The organism is Nisaea sp., assembly GCF_039990255.1.
In the GTDB taxonomy this organism is placed as follows: Bacteria; Pseudomonadota; Alphaproteobacteria; order Thalassobaculales; family Thalassobaculaceae; genus Nisaea.
The window spans coordinates 23,441-42,080 of record NZ_JBDXGG010000002.1 but is presented as its reverse complement, the minus strand read 5'-3'; the positions used below and the strand labels follow the sequence as shown (position 1 = coordinate 42,080).

Below are 18,640 nucleotides of genomic sequence, written 5' to 3'. Positions count from 1 at the left end.
TATGAGCCTCAGGAAAACAGGCCGTGCAGATACCATTGCGGAGATTCGCCGCGCTCTGCCAGCCCCTCGCGATAGAGCCAGAAGCGCCGGCCGTCCTGATCTTCCAGCCGGAAATAGTCCCGTGTCATGGCACCCACCTCCCCCGCACCGTCCCCATCGGCACGCCACCATTCCGGCGCCAGCCGTTCAGGGCCCGCAGCATCCGCAACCCGGTATTCTGAGCCGCGCCAACGGAACCGAGCTGGCGGATGATCCGGTAAGAGCGCCGTTGCCTCCACCCGCTCCGGACGCCGCATAAGACGCACGGGCCGTGCGCGTTCCGGCGTCAGCGGGCGCAGATTGCTCCAATGAAGCGGTTTGCTGGACGGACGGATATCGCCCCGCCTCTCCGCCCGTTCGGGCCGGTGACTCTCTATCTGCTGCAAACGATAGATCGCCTCGCCCCCAAGCCGGTTGGCCAAACGGTCGCCGAGATCGGTCACGGCATCACACGCCGGTTCTGCCGTGGCATCGAGTGTATTCTGTACGCTGGCCGCCATATCCCTTTCCATAATGTCAGCCACGGCAACATCGATACCGAACCCTGGATCAAGTTTATCGAAATGCTGGACCAGCAGACGGAATAGAACATCGGCATCCCGGCAGGGACGGCTGGTACCGACGGTGATTTGCGGTACGGCTCCATCAACCCGGAAGAAACGGATGCGCACCCGCCTGGCGCCGACCTGTTCGCGTTCCAGACGACGGCAGAGACCGGCGAGGCATTGCCGGGCCGCACGCTCCAGACCCTCCCGAAGAGCAATAGGCTCTGCAAAGGCCAACCGCTCCCGGAAGGGCGTCTCCGGCAGGCGCATGTCGAGCGCGGCCGGTCGCTGTCCCAGGGCGCGGTCCAACGCTTCCACCAGAGCGGACCCGAACCGGCTCACGAGCGGCGCCCTCGGTTTGCTGATAATCTGAGCAATGCGGCGCAGGCCAACCCGATCAAGAGCCTCGACAGTGGACGGCACGAGTCCAAGCGAGGCTACAGGCAGTGGCTCAAGCGCAATGGAGGTTTTCCCTGGCGGGACCAATGTCATAGTGGAGGGTGAGAAACGGGCGATGGCACGGGCGGCGTCAGGAGTATCGGCTACCGCGAGCCGGGCAGCAAAGCCAAACCGGCTCAAGGCCGTGAGGCAATCGCGCCCAAGCGCCTGTTCCTCCGTTCGAACGTCCTCAGCGCCTTCCCGTCTGAAGAGATGCGCACAGCCGGTAATATCGAGATAGAGGCCAGCGCTGCCGCCATCCCCGGTAAAAGGTGCAGCGCTGCTATCCACAGCGACCATCGGCGTATAATGCTGGCACCAAGCGGCAAGTTGTTCCAGCCGGTTGCGGTCGGCTGCCATGTCTGTCTCGATAGCCTTTAGATCAGGTTGCATCGCCCTGGCATCGGCGAGAGAACGCCCGACCTGTATGCCCTGCTGGACGGCGGCACTGTCAGCCGCTGCGATGATTTCAGAACCCGCAACGGGCCGGGTCATGATCAGAGGCCGGTCCCCCGAGGCAAGAGCACTATCGCCGTTGCGGCGCCAGTCGAAAGCAAAGTCCGGAATGAAGAGATACAGAAATCGCCGTGCCATAAACCGTCTCCCCGTGATGAGTTGACTTTATTTGTTCATGATTTGTTCTAAATGTCAATATGATCAAAAACAGGCTTTGCGTAAAATGGGATCAGTAACCGGAGAGACCGAATATCCGGAAGACGTAGAGGGCGAGCAACACGCTGCACCCGACGACACTCCAGAGGCCAAGCTTGCGGAATAAAATCCGTCGCTCCGCCGCGCGCTGCTGGCTTTCGATGCGCTGATGCCTCTCCGCTTCGATGGCGCTGAGAAAACGCAACAAACTGTCGATAGATTCGCCAGCAAGTGACTGGAACTGAGCTGCGATACTCTGCCCGTTATTCAGACGGCGCACGATATCCGCGCTGAACGGAAACTCAATCACCTCGTCACGGCCTTGCCAGTAGATCGTGCCCTCAAGAGGAGTACCGATCTCCTGCCCATCCTCCGGCTGGCGGGCAAGAAAGCCGCCGATAGAGATATCGATAAGCGGAAGCCGGCGCCCTTCTACCAATGCATAGGCACCAGTAACAGACCACCGCCCGTGCCTCCGTCTTTCCTCAGCGATCACTGTCTCCGCGACAGCATTCATTTCCGAGTCCTTCTATCTTTGGCAACAATGTACACGATTGTCGCCATCTCGGCTGCGGATGATGATCTTTGCTTCAATCAGGCAAGAGAACGATCCGGCACAGCATCAAGCAATGTTAACGAGGAATATCAAAAAGTACATATATGGCTACGCAGCAGCGCCCGATGCCGCAAGGGTCCTCGTTTTCGGCCGAACATGACTTACTCTCGCGCGCTCATCCCACACTTGGAATCGCCCATCCCGCGCTTCCCAGAACAGCTTCCAGGCACCGGGTTGCCCTCCGCGCAAGCGGTCGAGGGAGAGCGACCAGACCGGCCGCGGATCACCGCCCGAAGGTGCAGCCCTGACGGACCAACGGCTATCCACAGCCCCCGCAGCCGTCTCGCCCGTAACGCTCCGGAGCAGAAAGCCGGTGACGCCACTTGTCTCCGCCGCGAGCTGCAGGCGCCGCTCCGCGACCCGCGCCGCCTCCCCCGCACGTGCCGGGCCGAACTCGCCCAAGACCCCAACGAGACCTTTACAGCGCAACCCTTCCTCCATGGCCCAGAGCCGTTCCGCCTCGTCCCGCACCTCGACGAAAAGAACCCGGTCCATATCGAGCCCCAGTCCAGCGAGTCCCCAGCCATAGGCCATACCGCCAAACATGTTGGCATCCCGAACACACCAGAGGATATCCCCGCCACGCGCCGCACTCAGCAGCCGCACCAGCAAGGCGGCAGCAAAACCGAAGACGCTCGCGTCCCTTACTTCTGCACGCGTTTCACCGGTGATTTCATGAATACGGCCAAGGGCGAGACCACCGCCAAGATGCTGATCCAGGCTCTTCAGGCCGAGCGGACAGCGCGCCGCTTTGCCACCAGCGTCTGTGCCGCGTTCAATAGCCCGTACCTGCGCACGCAGAGATGCTAAATCGGCCCGTTGCCCGGCGCCATTACTCCGCTTAGGATCGCCCATTCGATCACCCAAATGTTCTCTATATGTTCTAGGATATGTGTTTCCATGAGTCAATCGGCCGACGCTTCCGCATCCGATCAGCCCCAATCCCTCGAGACCATGCTTGGCTTCAACGCCGATCTGGGCTTCCGCCTTACAGAGTGGGCGGACGGCTATGCGAAGCTGGAGCTGGATCTGACGGAAAAGCACCTGAACCGCAGCGGCATCCTGCATGGCGGCGTGGTGGCCACAATCATTGACGCGGTTGGCGGTTATTGCGGTGTCTGGGTGCCGGAAGGGGCCGAGAAAAAACGCGCCCTCACCCTGTCGTTAACGACGAGCTTCATGGGCACGACCAAGCAAGGCCGCATCTACGCCACCGCCAAGCGCCGCGGCGGCGGACGCTCGGTCTTTTTCGCAAGCTGCGAAGTCTACAGCCCCGAAGGCACTCTGATCGCCATGGGCGAAGGTACCTACAAGGCGATGATCAGCAAGGTCACATCCGCCGGGTAAACAGGGATCAAGGATCACGGTTTCACCGAGGGGACCAGTCATGAAGCCCCGTATCAACAGACGACTGGCGCGAACGAAGCGCCAGTCGGATCACTTCGCGAAAGCGACGTCCCGGCCCGGCGCGGCTGCGAGGAGCGAGCGGGTATATTCGTGCTGCGGATCGGCATAGACCTTCGCCGTCTCGCCTTCCTCCACCACGACACCGTTCTGCATGACCATGATCCGGTCGCAGATTTGTGCCGCGACGCGCAGATCGTGAGTGATGAACAGCATGGCAAGATCGTAGCGCTCGCGCACATCGTCCAGCAGATCCAGAACCTGAGCCTGCACGGAGACATCCAGCGCCGAAACAGCCTCGTCCGCGATCAGTACTTTCGGCTGCATCGCCAGTGCCCGGGCGATACAGATACGCTGGCGCTGGCCGCCGGAGAACTGGTGCGGGAAGCGATCCAGCGCATCAGGGCTAAGGCCGACGATCTCCATCAGCTCGCGCGCCCGGCTGTCCGCCTCGGCCTCGCTCACGCCAAAATTCATCGGCCCTTCGAGGATCGACTGACCAACCGTGCGGCGCGGATTGAGCGAACGGTACGGATCCTGGAAGACGATCTGAATATCACGCCTGTGCGGGCGCATGGCGTTTTCAGAGATGGTCGCGATATCCGCGCCTTCGACCTGGATATGACCGGAACTCGGATCCTGCAGGCGCACAATGCAGCGGGCCAAAGTCGACTTTCCGGAACCGGACTCGCCGACCACGCCGAGGGTCTCCCGCCGGTGCACGACGAGATTCACATCCTTGTTGGCGTGGACCTCACGACTCTTCCGGAACAGCCCGAAACCGCCATAAACCTTGTTGACCTTCTGCGCGATCAGGGCAGGTGCCCGCTTGTCGATTTCAACCCGATGGCTCGGCACCATCGACGGCACGGAGCCGATCAGCATCCGGGTATAGGGGTGTTGCGGGTTCAGCAGGATCTCGTCCCGCGTACCCTGCTCGACGATCTTGCCTTTCTGCATGACCACGATGCGGTCGGCAATCTCCGCCACCACGCCGAAATCATGGGTGATGAACAAGACGCCCGATCCATGCCGGCGCTGGATATCCTTAATCAGGTCAAGGATCTGCGCCTGAGTGGTCACGTCGAGCGCGGTCGTCGGCTCGTCCGCGATCAGCAGGCCCGGCTCAAGCGCCAGAGCCATAGCAATCATAATGCGCTGGCGCTGCCCACCCGATAGCTGGTGCGGGTAGCTGTCATACATCTTCACGTGGTCAGGCAGAGAGACGTCCGCCATGACCTCAAGCACACGCTCTTTCTGCTCAGCCGCGGAGAGGGTTGTGTGAATTTCCAGCATCTCGCGGATCTGATCGCCAACCTTGATGACCGGATTCAGTGCGGTCATCGGCTCCTGGAAGATCATCGCCATCTTCTCGCCGCGCAGGCGGCGCATCTCGGCATCAGACTTCTTCAACAGGTCTTCGCCCTGAAGGATGATCTCGCCGCTGACCGGCTTCACTTCTTTCGGGTTCAGCCCCATGGTGGTGAACGCGGTCACGGACTTGCCGGAGCCGCTTTCACCCACCACGCAGACGATCTCCCGCGCGCCAACGGTGAAGCTGATATCCTCGACGGCAAACGGACGGTCCGCCCCCTTGGGCAACGCCACCGAGAGATTGCGGATTTCAAGCACGGGCGTGGTCGCTGTGCCCCCCGTCGTCTTCGCTGCGGCTTGTGTATCAGTCATGCGCGCATCTTCCGGGCTATGCGGGGATCGAGCGTGTCACGCAACCCATCTCCCACGATGTTGACGGCAAGTACGGTCAGAGCGAGCGCGACACCAGGATAGAAAATGATCCAGGGGGTGAGCTGAAAATAGGTCCGCCCCTCGGACATGATATTGCCCCAGCTCGGGATTTCCGGCGGGATGCCGGCCCCAAGGAAGCCGAGGATGGATTCGGTCAGCATCGCCGCACCACAGATATAGGTGGCCTGAACGATCATCGGCGCGATGGTGTTCGGCAGGATATGCCGGATCAGAATCGCCGGAAGCCGGGTGCCGGAGGCAATCGCCGCTTCCACATAGGGCTCGTCCCGCACCGTCAGCACAACGGCGCGAACCAGCCGGACGACCCGCGGGATTTCAGGAATGGTAATGGCGATGACGACGGTAGCCAGGGTCGCACCTGAAATCGAGATCATGGCAATCGCCAGCAAGATTGCCGGGATCGCCATCAAGCCGTCCATGACCCGCATCACAGGCGCATCGAGCCAGCGGACATAACCGGCAACAAGACCGGTGAACAGACCAATCACGGTGGCGATGGCAGCCACGGAAATGCCGACGACGAGCGAAATCCGCCCACCGTGAACAACCCGGACGAAAATATCGCGCCCCAGAAAGTCGGTGCCAAACCAGAAACCAGCCGACGGCGGCTTCAGCCGGCTCATCACATTTTGCTCGGTCGGTGATCCGGTGAAGAACGGCCATATGATCGCGATTGCCGCCATGATCAGCAGCAATACGCCGCCCCAGAACACCGACCTATTCCGCATCATCAGCGCGAAAGTCGACGGCTGCTGCTGTTCCGGAAGAATGTCGTCGTCAGACATCTGTTGAGGAACTGTCGCTGTCATCAGTACCTGATCCTCGGGTCAAACAGGGTGTAGGAGAGATCGATCAGCAGATTGATCAGGATATAGATAAAGCTGAAGAACAGGATCAGCCCCTGGATCACCGGGTAATCGCGAGCCAACACCGCATCAAGCACAAGACGCCCAAGGCCGGGAATATTGAAGACAGACTCCGTCACCACCACACCGCCAATCAGCAGCGCGATGCCAACGCCGATCACGGTAACGATCGGCACCGCCGCATTGCGAAGAGCGTGCTTCATCAGGATCTTCCATTCGGACTGCCCCTTTGCACGGGCGGTCCGGACATAATCCTCTTCGAGGACTTCCATGACCGAGGCGCGCGTCATACGCGCGATCAGTGAGATGAAGATCACCGAGAGCGCCAGGACCGGCAGCACCATGTGTCTGAGGAAAGTGAGCAGCCCGTGGTCGAACGGCGACTTGTAGCCCTGGACGGGCAGGATCTTAAGCTGCATCGCCAGCACATAGATCAGGCAATAGGCCAGCACGAAGACCGGCACCGAGAAACCGCCGACTGAAAAGAACATGACGAACCGGTCGATGAGCGATCCCGATTTCCAGGCCGCGATGGTTCCGAGCGGTACCGCAACGGCGACCGCGAACACAATCGTGCACAAGGAAAGCAGCAGGGTCGGCTCGATCCGCTGACCAATCAGCTCCATCACTGGCTTCTTGGAAAAGATCGCGGTACCCAGATCGCCCGAGGCGAGCTGCAGGATCCAGCGCCAGAGCTGCACGAACATCGGGTCGTTCAACCCAAGCTGGGTGCGGATGCGCTCGACATCCTCGGCGGTCGCATAATCCCCCGCGATCACCGCAGCAGGGTCCCCCGGCGCAAGGCGCAGAAGAAGGAAAACCAGCACTGCCACAATCACCATCACGGGGACGGTCGAGAGCACGCGCTTCAACACATAGGTCAGCATGGAGAGGTAAGCTCCTCAAGGCGTCTGTCGCCAGAACGGGCCTTGGCGGCCCGAGGGCAGAGCATTTCAGAGGAGCCGCCCGGATCAGGCGATCCGGGCGGCTTTCCGACGGGCGAGATTACTCGACCGACATGTTCCAGAAGAACTGGACCGGAGACTTGATCAGGCCCTTCACATTGTTCCTGTAGGCAACCGGAACGAAGAACTGACCGAGCTCGGCCGAGGCTGCGATGCCCCAGACCCGCTCTTGCACCTTCGTGCCAGCAGCGAGCTTTTCTTCGGCCGTGGTCGCGGATGCGAAAGCGGCGCGCGCCTTTTCAAGTTCCGCGTCGGCAGGCCAGCCGAACCAGCCCTTTTCCGGATCACCGGAGAAGGCGATGGACATCGGGTCCATCACGTCCGCACCGATCCACCAGGTGTGGAAGATGTTCCAGCCGCCTTCGGAGACCGGGTCACGCTTGGCCCGGCGGGAGGTCAGTGTGGACCAGTCCATAGCCTGCAGATCGACCTCGAAGCCTGCCTTGCGGAGCTTCTCGGCGGAGATCAGGGTGAAGGCGGAGAGCACCGGAATATCCGTCGGGTGCATGATGACGATGGGTGTGCCGTCATAACCGGCAGCCTTCAGGGCAGCGGCGGCTTTTTCGATGGAACCGGTTTTCATGGTCTCTGCGGCGACTTCTGTCGCCAGAGGGGTACCGCAGGGATAGATCGAATAACAGGTTTTCCAGAATTTCGGATCACCGATGGCTCCAGCCAGATAATCTTCCTGCTTCATGGCCATTGTCGCCGCCTTGCGGATCTCGACATTGTCGAACGGCGGAAGAACGTGGTTGAAGCGGGCGAAACCGATGCTGCCGAGCGGATCATTGACTTCAGCAGTTACATCTTCCGCTGCCGAAAGCAACGGCATAAGGTCAGTAGAAGGCTGCTCGAAGAAATCGATTTCCCCGGCGATCAATGCATTCATTGCAGTCGTCTGATCGGGGAAATAGGTCCAGATCACTTTGTCGACCTTGGCGATCTTTCCACCTGCGGCAGCAGACGGCGCTTCGGAACGAGGGACATAATCAGCGAACTTCGTATAGACCACGGTCGAGCCCGGAACCCACTGATCCGCTTCGAACTTGAACGGTCCGGAGCCGATGTGCTCGGGGATCTGCTCGAACGGGTCGGTAGCCGCGATACGCGCCGGCATGATGAACGGCACGTTGGAGGAGATCTTGCCGATCGACTCCAGTACCAAGCCGTAAGCGGTCTTCAGCTTGAACTGGAAGGTCTTGTCGCTGACGGCGACCATCTCTTCCATTTGTTCCATCAGCTTCTGGCCCATGCCGTCACGGGCGCCCCAGCGCTTCAGCGAAGCGATGACATCCTCGGATGTGACCGCCGCACCGTCATGGAACTTCAGCCCGTCGCGCAGGTTGAACGTCCAGACCTTGCCGTCGGAAGAGGTCTCCCAAGTGTCGACCATCTGCGGCTGCGGCTTGAAGCTCTCATCCATCGCGAAAAGCGTGTCATAGATGAGATAAGCGTGGTTACGGGTGATGTAGGCCGTCGTCCAGATCGGATCGAGGTTCTTGAGGTCCGCGTGCGGGATAACCCGCAGAACCGTCTCGGCACTCGCCAGGGTCGGGGCCCCTGCCAATGGCAGGGCCACGACCGCGAGAGCCATGAGGCTGCGTCGTGTCCAACGAATCATTTTTAATATCCCTGTTCTGTATTCTTTAGGAGGGGCATGGGTTGATCCCATGATGGGCTGTTTAGATCAGGCATTTTGCACTGCACCATGAATGAGTCAATCATTCCGCAGATAGCTTTACGAAAAACTCCGGTGACGCATGTGCATGACTAATTAACAACAGTTGAGCTTTTTTATCTACATCGGGAATTTGTCCATTTGGACAAGATTTCCCCGTTCAAGCTGCGGAGACTGCGCGCAATTCGCCAAGTCCCTGCCGGATAATCTGGAACGAAGACCAACAGAACAACCCTGCCATGGCGCCAGCGACAGCCAGATCCGGCCATCCTGTCCCAGTTTGCCAGACACCGCCCGCAGCCAGCACAACAGCGACATTACCGATTGCATCATTGCGTGAGCAAAGCCATACGGAACGCACATTCGCATCCCCGTCCCGGAAGCGGAACAAAAGCCCGACGCTCGCCATATTGGCGACAAAGGCAAGCACGCCCACGGTGCTCATCACGTCAGCTTCCGGCACTCCGGCCACCAGGACCTGATAGGCCGTCGATGTAAACACCCAAATCCCCATCAGGGCGAGGGAAATTCCTTTAAAGAGGGCAGCACTGGCCCGGACGCTGGCTGCTTTCCCGATGACGTAAAAGCTCAGCGCATAGGTCGCGGTATCGGCCAGAAAATCGAGCGCGTCCGCCTTCAGGGCCATCGACCCGGAACCGAATCCAGCCGCCATCTCGACAACGAACATCACGCCATTGATCAGAATTACGGCCCAGAGTGTCCGGCGGTAAGCCTCTGACATTCCTTCAAAAACCACATTTCCATCATTTTGACCGCAACAGCCGACCATAACAGATTCCTCGACAAAAAGACGCACTGGGTCTCAACATGGGAGCTACAGCCACTGTAGGTTCAAGGACAAATGACAAAGAGCTTGAGGAAGCCATGAAGGAAACGGCCAACACCGCTGCCAGCCCGCGTTATCCGATCGGCGATCTCGCCCGCCGGACCGGAACGAAGGTGCAGACGATCCGCTACTACGAATCCATCGGCCTGCTACCGGAGCCAGCCCGCACAGCCGGTAATCAAAGGGTCTACAGACAGGATCAGCTCGACCGGCTCAGCTTCATCAAGCATGCTCGTGACTTCGGCTTCCCTCTAGACGCCATCCGTGAGCTGCTGGAGATGACCGACAAACCGGCTGCCTCCTGCGCCGAGGCGGACGAAATCGTCAGCCGTCACCTTGGTGAAGTCCAGAGACGGATCGGCAGCCTGCAGGCCCTGGAAGGGGAACTGGCACGGATGCTGGAGAGCTGCTCGCACGGAACCGTCGCCGACTGCCGGGTCATCGGTGTGCTTTCGGACCATGAAAAGTGCGACGCCACCAGCCATGAGCCGGTGGAGACAATGCCCTACCGGTCGACGGACTAGTCCTCGTCCTCAGGGTGGATCGTCCGCTCGTCATAGCCGTGCTTGGAGCTGTAATAAGCGAGCCACATCAAACCGCCGCCAAGCAACAGTGTGAAGAATGCCCCTAAGGCCAGCGCGATAAACCCGTGGATGCTCATCTCGACATCCTCGACGGAGAACCACACTTCCCAGACGCCCCAAAGGGCGCCCGCGAGAAGACTGAGGAGTACTACGGCGAGCAGGATCACGTTACGCATTGCCTATCACCCGGCGAATTTGACCAATCACAGAATATAGGCGCAATCTCGCGCGGATCGACAAAAACGGGAACAGCTTATGACGTGGTCAATCGTCGCACGTGATCCGAAGAGCGGCCGCTTCGGCATCGCCGTCGCTACCTGCGCCTTTGCCGTCGGCGCCATTTGCCCCTGGTCCCGTGCCGGAACTGGCGCCATATCCACCCAGGCTCACACGAACCCGATGCACGGTCCGCTCGCGATGGACCTGATGACACGTGGCCTGCCGATAACCGAAGCCCTTGTCATGACTCTGGCCCACGACGAAGGCCGGGAAATCCGCCAGGTGCATGGCGTCGACGCCAAAGGCAATATTTTTGCCCATACAGGCACAAATTGTGTGGACTGGTGCGGCCATGTGACGGGAGACAAAGTCACCGTCGCCGGGAACATGCTGGCTGGTCCCGCCGTGGTTGCGGATACGCTGGCGCGCTACCAAGCAACGCCGGAACTAGAATTTGGCGACCGCCTGTTGACGGCTCTGGAATCAGGCGAAGCGGCAGGCGGCGACAAACGCGGCAAACAGTCGGCGGCCCTGCTCATTCAGGGAAGCGAGCCCTATGCAGAGGCTGACATTCGCGTCGACGACCACCCCGAGCCCGTCACCGAACTGAGACGCTTGTTCCACATCTATGCGGGAAGCCGGCGTGCTTACATGCGCACCATGGGAGGGATCGGGGATTTCGCTGGTATCGTCGATGACGTGGAAAGGGACGCCTTTGTCGAAAAACACGAGGGGGTTTAGCGCTGCTCCCGACGCTAGGTCGCTAAAGCCTTGGGGAAATCACAATAACCCCGCACCCGATGCATAACCGCATGGTCACGATCAATTTCCCCAAGCGGGCATATGTCCCAGTCCCAAGACCTACCGCCCGGCGGCAATGGCACATCATGCAGGGCGGATGCCGTCGCTGTTTCCTCTCCTGATCGGTCTCGGATGACATGGGTTTCGTCGGCGATCAATGCCACTGGACACTCGAACGATCCGAGATAACCCAGATGTGCACGGACCAGCGCCTGCCCCAACGCTTCGCTTTCCGCGTCGCTCTGACCGAAGCGCTTTTCGAGATAAGCGTTCGGGACAACGAAAAGCTGGGACAAGATGCTTGCGGAAATCACCAGCGAGATCGACGGATCGTCCAGATAGGCTGTCGGCTGCGTCAGCTCGGTGCGGCCTTCCGCAAGGGATGTCAGCGAGGCCGTAACGTCCAGCGTAACCAGCTCAACCCTTTCCTCTTTCTGCGCTGCCCGACGGGCGGGCGCCATAAAGAGGATATCGGCCAGAACAACACGTCGGAACATGCCAACCAGCTCGATCAAGGGAATGTCATGGAGTAATCCGGCGCCGAAGATCAGAACCGAATCCCGAGCCTCGCACTTCGCCGCTGCCTCAAGCATAAGTGCGCGGCTCTGTTCCAGGTGTGATGCCCATGGCTCCCGGTTCCTGCGATATCGGCTTTCGATACCAACGCATTCCTGGAGATAGCCCATGCGCCTGTAAGGGTCAGAGCAGGGCGTTGTAAGATAGGTGATACATTCGCGGATCATTCAACGATGGTAACGGCACGGGAGGTCCGTTCCAAGAACGCACCTCCCTGCAACGTATCATCAAGCCATGACGACCGTTTCGGCTCCCTCATCCCAACGCCAGGAACGCTGACGCGGGCGGATTTCGATACCACCGACCCAGCGCGACATCCCCGCGATGGTCAGAAAATCGGCCTCACCTGCCAGCACACGACGTCCGGTATCCTCCAACGTATAAACGCGCTTTGGCCAGGCTAAGTCCGCTGTCTCTGGGTCCGGCGTGATTACAGGCTCCGTGCTGTCAGCAAGATCCTTCAGAACATGCCAGAACATCAGATCGCCAAGGAACGGTAGTGGTTCGTGCCGGGTCATCAGGGCCTGAAAGACCCGGCCCGCTGGCAAGCTCTGCCCTTCTGCCCCGGCCAGAATCGACAATGACAGCTCCTGGGTAAGGCCGAGCCCCGTGCGCACCGACGGTAACTCCCTGAGGTGCCGTTGCAGTGCCGGAGCCATCAACGGCAATGCAGGCGTGCCATCGCGGGCAATCCGGGAAAGCTCTGTCGGATCGGGATCGGTCAGCGCATCCCAAACTTCTACACCGAGCGCGAGTTGCCCCTCTGTCACGGGTTTCAGCTCATTCTCCCACAGCCAGAGCAGCACTTCGGGCTGCAACTGGCCGAGACCGACAAAGCCCTGCACGCCAGGCACCTCGCCGACACAGATCATCTGCAGCTCCGGACGTTCATCGAGCCGGGAGAAATGCGCCAGCAGGCGAGCGAGGATTAGCTGGTCGTAGCTGTCATGTTCGAACCAGAGCGTTGCCCGGTCGCCCGCCCCGAGCGCGTCCACCGCGCCGTACTCCGCTTCGAGCCTGTCCCTAGTGTCTTTCAATGAGCGATCATATCCGGACACGATGAATTCAGAGCGCTTGTCGAGAAAGGCCGGCCGGTCGAGGCGTGGCACCGGTCCCTGACAATAGGGGTCGGAAAACTCGACGAAAGCACCAGAGAACCCCGCGACCTTGAGGCTGTGCCGGATATCCTCGCCGCAACGGATATGCACCATTTCGGAGCTATCCGGTATCCGCGGGCGTCCCGCTTCAATACGCTGACGGGCGATACGCAGCGTGTCGATATGCGCTTTCATACGCGGCCAGCTCAGGAACCCATTCTCCCGCGCGATGACAAGCTGCGCGTCGGCAAGCTGCCGGTCAGCGGCAGCACCCTTCGGGTGGTGTAGTTCCCACCGCCCTCCAGCATCCGCATCGCCGTCGCGGACAGCTTTCAGCAGCTCTTTTGCACGCTTTTTCTGTTGTTCGAGATTGAGACGTCCGCCGAAATAATCGCGCGGACCGGCCACTGCCGGCTCGTTGGCTTGAGACATACGATTCCCTCATCGCTTGTCGCCTGTGTCCGCCAGCAGGCAAGGAAATCGATCTGTTATCGATCAGTCGGGATGGGCGCAGCCCTTTCCGCGGACAGGACGCCGAGAGGGCGCTGGCGGAAACAATACAGCCCCAGTCCAAGCGATCAAGTAGCAGCTATCAAATAACTTATTCGGCAGCGCGAACCTCCATCGGTTCTTCGTCCAGAATACCGAGATCGTCGAGATAGCGCTTCAGTCCGTCGACGAAACGCCGGACCTTCAGAGGGACAAACCGGTTCGATGGATAAACCACGTGCACGGCCTGCTTAGGATAATGCCAATCAGGCAGGACCGCTTCGACCGATCCACTTTCAAGCATGGCGCCCAGAAACGGAGTATGCACGAGCCCAACGCCAAGCCCTGCAAGCAACGCCTGATGCACGACCGTCTTGTGATCCGAGCGCAGCACCGGTTTGACCCGAACCTCAGCAATACGTCCGTCTGGCCCCTCAAGCGGCACCCGATCGCCTGTAACAACATGGGCGAAAAGCAGGTAATCGTGTTCTGCCAGATCCTCCGGCGTCTGCAGTCGGCCCCGGCGGTCCAGATAATCCGCCGTGGCGGCGAGCGTCCGTCCGATCATACCAAGCCTGCGGACGATCAGCCTGTCGTCATCCAGCCGGCCCATCCGGATTGCGACATCCATTCGCTCCTCCACGAGATCGACGAACCTGTCGACCAGAGAAACATCAAGCAGGATATCCGGATGGTCTTTCTTGAAGGCGATCAGATAGGGGCTGAGGATGTCCGAGCCGAAGCCAACAGGGGCGCTGATCGCCAGCCGACCGCACATTGCCGTCTGCTCATTGCCGACAACCCTGTCCGCCGCCTCCAGCCGTTCCAGGATATCGCGGGCATGGTCCAAATAACGCGCACCGTCTTCGGTCGGCAGCACACGCCGCGTGGTCCGATCAAAAAGCCGGACGCCGAGATGTTGCTCCAGCGCACGGATTTGCTGGCTGACCGCCGGCTGGGTAAAGCCGAGCTCGCGGGCAGCGGCGGAAAAGCTTCCCGTCTCGCAGGCACGGACAAAGCTGGTAAGAGCAGTTAGACGGTCCATGGCGTGGTTAAACTCGCCCTTCAAGTAGCTCAGTCATAAAAAACTCTAATCAATCCCATAAATCATTCGTCGATTTCAATATTTCAACCACCGCCTACATCTCGATCGAACCGGCACGGGCCGGAACCGCATTTCTGATCGGGAGTTTCCAATGACGATCAATCGCCGCACCTTGATGACCTGCGCCGGACTGGCCGCTGTTACCGCCGCCGCTGGGGCTCTGCCCGAAGCCAAAGCTGCAGCAGCGACACCACAGTCTATCCCGCCTTTCCCCGGAGCTCTCCGCAGAAAGATCGGCGATATCACAGTCACCGCCCTGCTGGACGGTTATCTCGATGTCCAGGACTCATTGCTGGTGGGGTTCGATGCGGCAGACGCACGCAACCTGGCTGAATCCGCATTTCAAGCACCGGGGCCGCAGCGCATCCCCGTAACGGCCTATCTTGTGAATAGCGGCGGAAACCTCATCCTCGTCGATGCTGGCACGGCCGATACGTTCGGGCCGACCCTCGGCCGGCTACCCGAAGCTTTGCGTGCAGCCGGTGTGGAGCCCAGCGATATCGACATGCTGGCGATCACCCACTTGCATCCGGACCATATCAACGGCGCTCTAGCACCGGACGGGTCGGCCTTGTTCCCGAATGCCGAACTGATGGTCTCAGAGACCGATTACCGCTTCTGGCACCATGACAGCTTTCTCAGCCAGGCGGACGAACATGCCCGCGGCTTCTTCCTTGGCGCTCGCAAGGGCGTGGCGGCATACCGCGACCGGCTGAACCTGTTCACCGACAACACGGAAATCGCGCCCGGCCTTCATGCTGTGGCCCTACCGGGCCACACACCGGGGCATACCGGGTTCCGCATCGAGTCCGGCAAGGACAGCCTGCTGATCTGGGGCGATGTCGCCCATATCGCCACCTATCAGTTCGCCAGGCCGGATTGGGGCATATCATTCGACACCGATGTCGATCAGGCCCGCGCGACAAGAAAGAAAGTGCTGGATCAGGTCGCGACGGACCGGCTCATGATCGCTGGCATGCACCTGCCCTTCCCGGGCTTCGGACATGTCGCGCGCCAAGGAAGCAGCTATCGTTTCGTTCCGGCTGAATGGCCGTATACCCTCTGATCAGCCGTCCGGGTAAATCGCGGAACGATAGGCAAAGAGCGCGGGGAGTCCACCGGTATGGATGTAGAGCACGTTTTCCATGCCGTCGAAGCTTCCCGCGCGGGTGAGGCCGATCAATCCGGCAAGGCTTTTCGCCGTATAGACCGGGTCGACAATCAGCGCTTCAAGGCGGCCGGCGAGATCAATAGCCTCATGCGTGCTATTCACCATCTTGCCGTAGCTTGGGCCTAGCCAGTCGTCGAGACAGATCACATCGCTTTCGGGCACAATCTCCCCGCAGCCAAGCATATCTTCCGCCAACCGGGTGATGGACAGGACACGCTCTGTCTGGCTTTTCGTATTCCGGCGCACGCAGATGCCGTAAACCGGCCCGGTATATCCGGCGAGGCGCAGGCCCAGCAAAGTGCCGACATGGGTGGCTGCACTTCCGCTCGGCACCACCACAGCATCGAACGGCATGTTGCCAGCAACGGATTGCTCGAATAACTCAACTACGCACTGCATATATCCAAAGGATGTCAGCGGCTTGGTGTCTGCCGAAAGGGTGAAGAGATAGGGCTTCTTGCCTTCCCGCTTCAGCCGCGCGGCAATGCTATTGAGATTGGCATCCGCCGCCTTCTCATCCTCACCGAGCGGGAAATGGTGCATGTGGGCGCCGAACATCCGGTCCAGTAAGACGTTGCCGGACTTATGATATTCCTCGCCCATGCCCTCGACCCGGTTCTCGAGCTGGACATGGCATTCCATGCCGAGCTTCGCCGCGAAGGCAGCAGCCGTACGCATGTAATTCGACTGCACCGCACCGGTAATCACTGCGGTATCCGCCCCGGCGGCCTGTGCGGCGCCGAAGGAATATTCGAGCTGACGCACCTTGTTGCCACCAGTAGCGACACCGGAGCAGTCGTCCCGCTTCACCCAAAGCGACGGCACCGGACTGCCAAGCTCCTCCGAAAGGTGCCCGGCAAGACGTTCCATCTTCTCCAGCGGCGTCGGAAAATGGCCGAGCCGGACGCGTGGGAAACCATCCAGCCGGTGTTTCAGCGCGTCCGGCGTCCGCATTATTCCATACCTTCAAGTTCTGTAATGAACCCGTCGATCACATCCAAGCCTTTGGACCAAAAAGCCGGATCGCTGGCATCGAGCCCAAAGGGCGCGAGCAACTCTTTGTGACGCAGTGTCCCGCCGGCGGACAGCATCTCAAGGTACTTTTCCGCGAAACCCTCTTCGGCATTCTGGTAGACCGCATAGAGCGAGTTCACCAGGCAATCGCCGAAAGCGTAGGCATAGACATAGAACGGCGAATGGATGAAGTGCGGAATGTAGGACCAGAAAGTCCGGTAATCGTCGTCGAACTTGATCGACGGGCCGAGACTGGCTGTCTGAGTCTCGATCCAGATGTCACCGAGATCATCCGGCATCAGCTCCCCTTCGCTGCGCGCCGCATGCACCTTGGTCTCAAACTGGTGAAAGGCGATCTGCCGGACCACCGTGTTCAACATATCCTCAACCTTGCCGGAAAGCATCGTGCGGCGCTGCTTCGGATCGGTTTTTGAAGCAAGCACGGCGCGGAAGGTCAGCATTTCTCCAAAAACCGAGGCGGTTTCCGCGAGGGTCAGCGGCGTGTCCGACAGGAGCTGGCCCTGTTTGCCGGCAAGGACCTGATGCACACCATGACCAAGCTCATGGGCCAGCGTCATCACGTCCCGTGTCTTGCCCTGATAGTTCAGCAGCAGATATGGGTGTGCGCTCGGCACTGTCGGATGGGCGAAGGCACCGGATGCCTTGCCCGGACGTACCGGCGCGTCAATCCAGGCATTGTCAAAGAAGCGCTTGCCGACCTCGGCGAGATCCGGTGAGAAAGCACCATAAGCGTCGAGTACCGTCTTCCGCGCTTCGATCCATGGGATAGTCGTATCGTCGTCATCCGGGAGCGGTGCGTTGCGATCCCAGTAGTTCAACGCATCAACGCCGAACCATTTCGCCTTCAGCGCGTAGTAACGATGCGCTAGCCGATCATAACTTCCGGTTACAGCGTCAGACAACGCCTGAACGACTTCATCTTCAACCTGGTTCGCGAGATTGCGCGCCGAAATCGGATTTTCATAAGCGCGCCACTTGTCCTCGATAGACTTGTCCTTAGCCAGCGTGTTCGTGACGAGAGCGAAGAGACCGATATTCTCCTTCAGCACACCGGCGAAGCTCTTCGCCGCCTTCTCCCGGATCGCACCATCCTTGTGGCTGAGTTTGTCCAACACCTCGGCAGAGGTGAGTTGCTCTCCATCGAACGGAAAACGCAGGCGGGCGAAAGTCTCATCGAAAAGCCGGACCCAGGCAGATTTTCCGGTCACGGACTTCTCGTGCAGCTTCTCTTCGATCTCATCGGAGAGCTGGTGCTCCCGAAAGGCCCGGACATCGCGCAGCCAGGGCTTGTAGAAAGCAAGGTCCGGCGCATTCAGATTGGCCTCAAGATCGGCTTCTTCTATCCGGTTGATCTCCAATGTGAAGAAAAGCAGGTCCGTGCCCGCGGCATTGACCTTTTCCTGCATGGACTGAAAAAAGCGGCCGTTCTCGGCGCTACTCATGTCGCCCGCATAGACGAGATATGCATAGGACATGATGCGCCCTGTGATCTCGTCCATACGCTCATAGATCTGGATGGCGCGGCCGAGATCGGTCCCATCAAGGACCGCAACCTTGCCAGCATATTGGCTCTTGAAAGCCTTTGCATCTGCGGCAAGTTTATCCAGATCCTTGTTCAGGGCCTCCGAATCCGGCCCTGGATAGAGATCGGAAAGATCCCATTCGGGGAGAGCGCCAAGTTCGGATTGTGCGGCTTCGGCCATCTGTTTATCCATTCGTTTCATTAATGTGAGTGCGAACACTCAAC

Annotated in this window: 18 protein-coding genes; 4 read left to right on the top strand and 14 right to left on the bottom strand. The window is 59.8% G+C overall.

What is annotated here, in order from left to right:
* Positions 1-8 precede the first annotated feature (8 nt).
* The 3 genes from ABJ076_RS00245 to ABJ076_RS00235 form a co-directional block, all read right to left on the bottom strand.
* On the bottom strand, positions 9-1,616 hold the full coding sequence (locus ABJ076_RS00245; protein WP_348192546.1) for a DUF6504 family protein: 1,608 nt from the start codon (positions 1,614-1,616) through the stop codon (positions 9-11).
* A gap of 91 nt (positions 1,617-1,707) precedes the next feature.
* Complete coding sequence (locus tag ABJ076_RS00240) at positions 1,708-2,190, bottom strand: PilZ domain-containing protein (RefSeq protein ID WP_348192543.1); 483 nt, start codon at positions 2,188-2,190, stop codon at positions 1,708-1,710.
* A gap of 147 nt (positions 2,191-2,337) precedes the next feature.
* Complete coding sequence (locus tag ABJ076_RS00235) at positions 2,338-3,144, bottom strand: hypothetical protein (protein ID WP_348192541.1); 807 nt, start codon at positions 3,142-3,144, stop codon at positions 2,338-2,340.
* A gap of 45 nt (positions 3,145-3,189) precedes the next feature.
* On the opposite strand from ABJ076_RS00235, the gene ABJ076_RS00230 reads away from it, so the two are divergent.
* Complete coding sequence (locus ABJ076_RS00230) at positions 3,190-3,636, top strand: PaaI family thioesterase (protein ID WP_348192538.1); 447 nt, start codon at positions 3,190-3,192, stop codon at positions 3,634-3,636.
* Positions 3,637-3,726: 90 nt separating this feature from the next.
* Here the strand turns inward: ABJ076_RS00230 and ABJ076_RS00225 are convergent, their stop codons facing one another.
* From ABJ076_RS00225 to ABJ076_RS00205, 5 genes are all read right to left on the bottom strand, one after another.
* Positions 3,727-5,379: an ABC transporter ATP-binding protein gene (locus ABJ076_RS00225; protein WP_348192535.1), complete on the bottom strand. Its 1,653-nt coding sequence runs from the start codon at positions 5,377-5,379 to the stop codon at positions 3,727-3,729.
* A complete protein-coding gene (locus tag ABJ076_RS00220; RefSeq protein WP_348192532.1) occupies positions 5,376-6,269 on the bottom strand; it encodes an ABC transporter permease in 894 nt (297 codons plus the stop codon). Before ABJ076_RS00220 ends, ABJ076_RS00225 begins: the two co-directional genes overlap by 4 nt.
* Positions 6,269-7,213: an ABC transporter permease gene (locus ABJ076_RS00215; RefSeq protein WP_348192530.1), complete on the bottom strand. Its 945-nt coding sequence runs from the start codon at positions 7,211-7,213 to the stop codon at positions 6,269-6,271. The genes ABJ076_RS00220 and ABJ076_RS00215 overlap by 1 nt, the downstream gene beginning before the upstream one ends.
* Before the next feature lie 118 nt (positions 7,214-7,331).
* Positions 7,332-8,912: an ABC transporter substrate-binding protein gene (locus ABJ076_RS00210; RefSeq protein WP_348192527.1), complete on the bottom strand. Its 1,581-nt coding sequence runs from the start codon at positions 8,910-8,912 to the stop codon at positions 7,332-7,334.
* 217 nt (positions 8,913-9,129) lie between these two features.
* The gene (locus ABJ076_RS00205; RefSeq protein WP_348202638.1) at positions 9,130-9,786 is read right to left on the bottom strand and encodes a cation transporter; all 657 of its coding nucleotides are present in this window, start codon (positions 9,784-9,786) and stop codon (positions 9,130-9,132) included.
* Between the two features lie 68 nt (positions 9,787-9,854).
* Here ABJ076_RS00205 and ABJ076_RS00200 point away from each other — a divergent pair, with 68 nt between their 5' ends.
* The gene (locus ABJ076_RS00200; RefSeq protein ID WP_348192736.1) at positions 9,855-10,340 is read left to right on the top strand and encodes a helix-turn-helix domain-containing protein; all 486 of its coding nucleotides are present in this window, start codon (positions 9,855-9,857) and stop codon (positions 10,338-10,340) included.
* On the opposite strand, the gene ABJ076_RS00195 is transcribed toward ABJ076_RS00200, so the two are convergent.
* Positions 10,337-10,576, bottom strand: coding sequence for a hypothetical protein (locus tag ABJ076_RS00195; RefSeq protein WP_348192521.1), 240 nt, complete (start codon positions 10,574-10,576; stop codon positions 10,337-10,339). The two genes, ABJ076_RS00200 and ABJ076_RS00195, sit on opposite strands and share 4 nt — an antisense overlap.
* A 79-nt stretch (positions 10,577-10,655) precedes the next feature.
* Here ABJ076_RS00195 and ABJ076_RS00190 point away from each other — a divergent pair, with 79 nt between their 5' ends.
* On the top strand, positions 10,656-11,360 hold the full coding sequence (locus tag ABJ076_RS00190) for a DUF1028 domain-containing protein (RefSeq protein WP_348192519.1): 705 nt from the start codon (positions 10,656-10,658) through the stop codon (positions 11,358-11,360).
* A 14-nt stretch (positions 11,361-11,374) separates the two neighbouring features.
* Here ABJ076_RS00190 and ABJ076_RS00185 read toward each other — a convergent pair whose 3' ends face one another.
* From ABJ076_RS00185 to ABJ076_RS00175, 3 genes are all read right to left on the bottom strand, one after another.
* Positions 11,375-12,013: a hypothetical protein gene (locus tag ABJ076_RS00185; protein WP_348202637.1), complete on the bottom strand. Its 639-nt coding sequence runs from the start codon at positions 12,011-12,013 to the stop codon at positions 11,375-11,377.
* 210 nt (positions 12,014-12,223) lie between these two features.
* Positions 12,224-13,525, bottom strand: a complete 1,302-nt coding sequence (locus ABJ076_RS00180) for a DUF1835 domain-containing protein (RefSeq protein ID WP_348192514.1) — start codon at positions 13,523-13,525, stop codon at positions 12,224-12,226.
* 169 nt (positions 13,526-13,694) lie between these two features.
* Complete coding sequence (locus ABJ076_RS00175) at positions 13,695-14,627, bottom strand: LysR family transcriptional regulator (protein ID WP_348192511.1); 933 nt, start codon at positions 14,625-14,627, stop codon at positions 13,695-13,697.
* A 151-nt stretch (positions 14,628-14,778) separates the two neighbouring features.
* On the opposite strand from ABJ076_RS00175, the gene ABJ076_RS00170 reads away from it, so the two are divergent.
* A complete protein-coding gene (locus tag ABJ076_RS00170) occupies positions 14,779-15,753 on the top strand; it encodes an MBL fold metallo-hydrolase (RefSeq protein ID WP_348192508.1) in 975 nt (324 codons plus the stop codon).
* Here ABJ076_RS00170 and ABJ076_RS00165 read toward each other — a convergent pair whose 3' ends face one another.
* The gene (locus ABJ076_RS00165; RefSeq protein WP_348192505.1) at positions 15,754-16,812 is read right to left on the bottom strand and encodes a D-cysteine desulfhydrase family protein; all 1,059 of its coding nucleotides are present in this window, start codon (positions 16,810-16,812) and stop codon (positions 15,754-15,756) included.
* On the bottom strand, positions 16,812-18,596 hold the full coding sequence (locus ABJ076_RS00160) for a M3 family oligoendopeptidase (protein WP_348192504.1): 1,785 nt from the start codon (positions 18,594-18,596) through the stop codon (positions 16,812-16,814). The genes ABJ076_RS00165 and ABJ076_RS00160 overlap by 1 nt, the downstream gene beginning before the upstream one ends.
* Positions 18,597-18,640 lie beyond the last annotated feature (44 nt).

Bases quoted from the DNA above. Each gene is read 5' to 3' on its own strand.
- ABJ076_RS00245 (WP_348192546.1), bottom strand. From the start codon at position 1,616: ATGGCACGGCGATTTCTGTATCTCTTCATTCCGGACTTTGCTTTCGAC.
- ABJ076_RS00240 (WP_348192543.1), bottom strand. From the start codon at position 2,190: ATGAATGCTGTCGCGGAGACAGTGATCGCTGAGGAAAGACGGAGGCAC.
- ABJ076_RS00235 (WP_348192541.1), bottom strand. From the start codon at position 3,144: ATGGGCGATCCTAAGCGGAGTAATGGCGCCGGGCAACGGGCCGATTTA.
- ABJ076_RS00230 (WP_348192538.1), top strand. From the start codon at position 3,190: ATGAGTCAATCGGCCGACGCTTCCGCATCCGATCAGCCCCAATCCCTC.
- ABJ076_RS00225 (WP_348192535.1), bottom strand. From the start codon at position 5,379: ATGACTGATACACAAGCCGCAGCGAAGACGACGGGGGGCACAGCGACC.
- ABJ076_RS00220 (WP_348192532.1), bottom strand. From the start codon at position 6,269: ATGACAGCGACAGTTCCTCAACAGATGTCTGACGACGACATTCTTCCG.
- ABJ076_RS00215 (WP_348192530.1), bottom strand. From the start codon at position 7,213: ATGCTGACCTATGTGTTGAAGCGCGTGCTCTCGACCGTCCCCGTGATG.
- ABJ076_RS00210 (WP_348192527.1), bottom strand. From the start codon at position 8,912: ATGATTCGTTGGACACGACGCAGCCTCATGGCTCTCGCGGTCGTGGCC.
- ABJ076_RS00200 (WP_348192736.1), top strand. From the start codon at position 9,855: ATGAAGGAAACGGCCAACACCGCTGCCAGCCCGCGTTATCCGATCGGC.
- ABJ076_RS00195 (WP_348192521.1), bottom strand. From the start codon at position 10,576: ATGCGTAACGTGATCCTGCTCGCCGTAGTACTCCTCAGTCTTCTCGCG.
- ABJ076_RS00190 (WP_348192519.1), top strand. From the start codon at position 10,656: ATGACGTGGTCAATCGTCGCACGTGATCCGAAGAGCGGCCGCTTCGGC.
- ABJ076_RS00185 (WP_348202637.1), bottom strand. From the start codon at position 12,013: ATGCTTGAGGCAGCGGCGAAGTGCGAGGCTCGGGATTCGGTTCTGATC.
- ABJ076_RS00180 (WP_348192514.1), bottom strand. From the start codon at position 13,525: ATGTCTCAAGCCAACGAGCCGGCAGTGGCCGGTCCGCGCGATTATTTC.
- ABJ076_RS00175 (WP_348192511.1), bottom strand. From the start codon at position 14,627: ATGGACCGTCTAACTGCTCTTACCAGCTTTGTCCGTGCCTGCGAGACG.
- ABJ076_RS00170 (WP_348192508.1), top strand. From the start codon at position 14,779: ATGACGATCAATCGCCGCACCTTGATGACCTGCGCCGGACTGGCCGCT.
- ABJ076_RS00165 (WP_348192505.1), bottom strand. From the start codon at position 16,812: ATGCGGACGCCGGACGCGCTGAAACACCGGCTGGATGGTTTCCCACGC.
- ABJ076_RS00160 (WP_348192504.1), bottom strand. From the start codon at position 18,596: ATGGCCGAAGCCGCACAATCCGAACTTGGCGCTCTCCCCGAATGGGAT.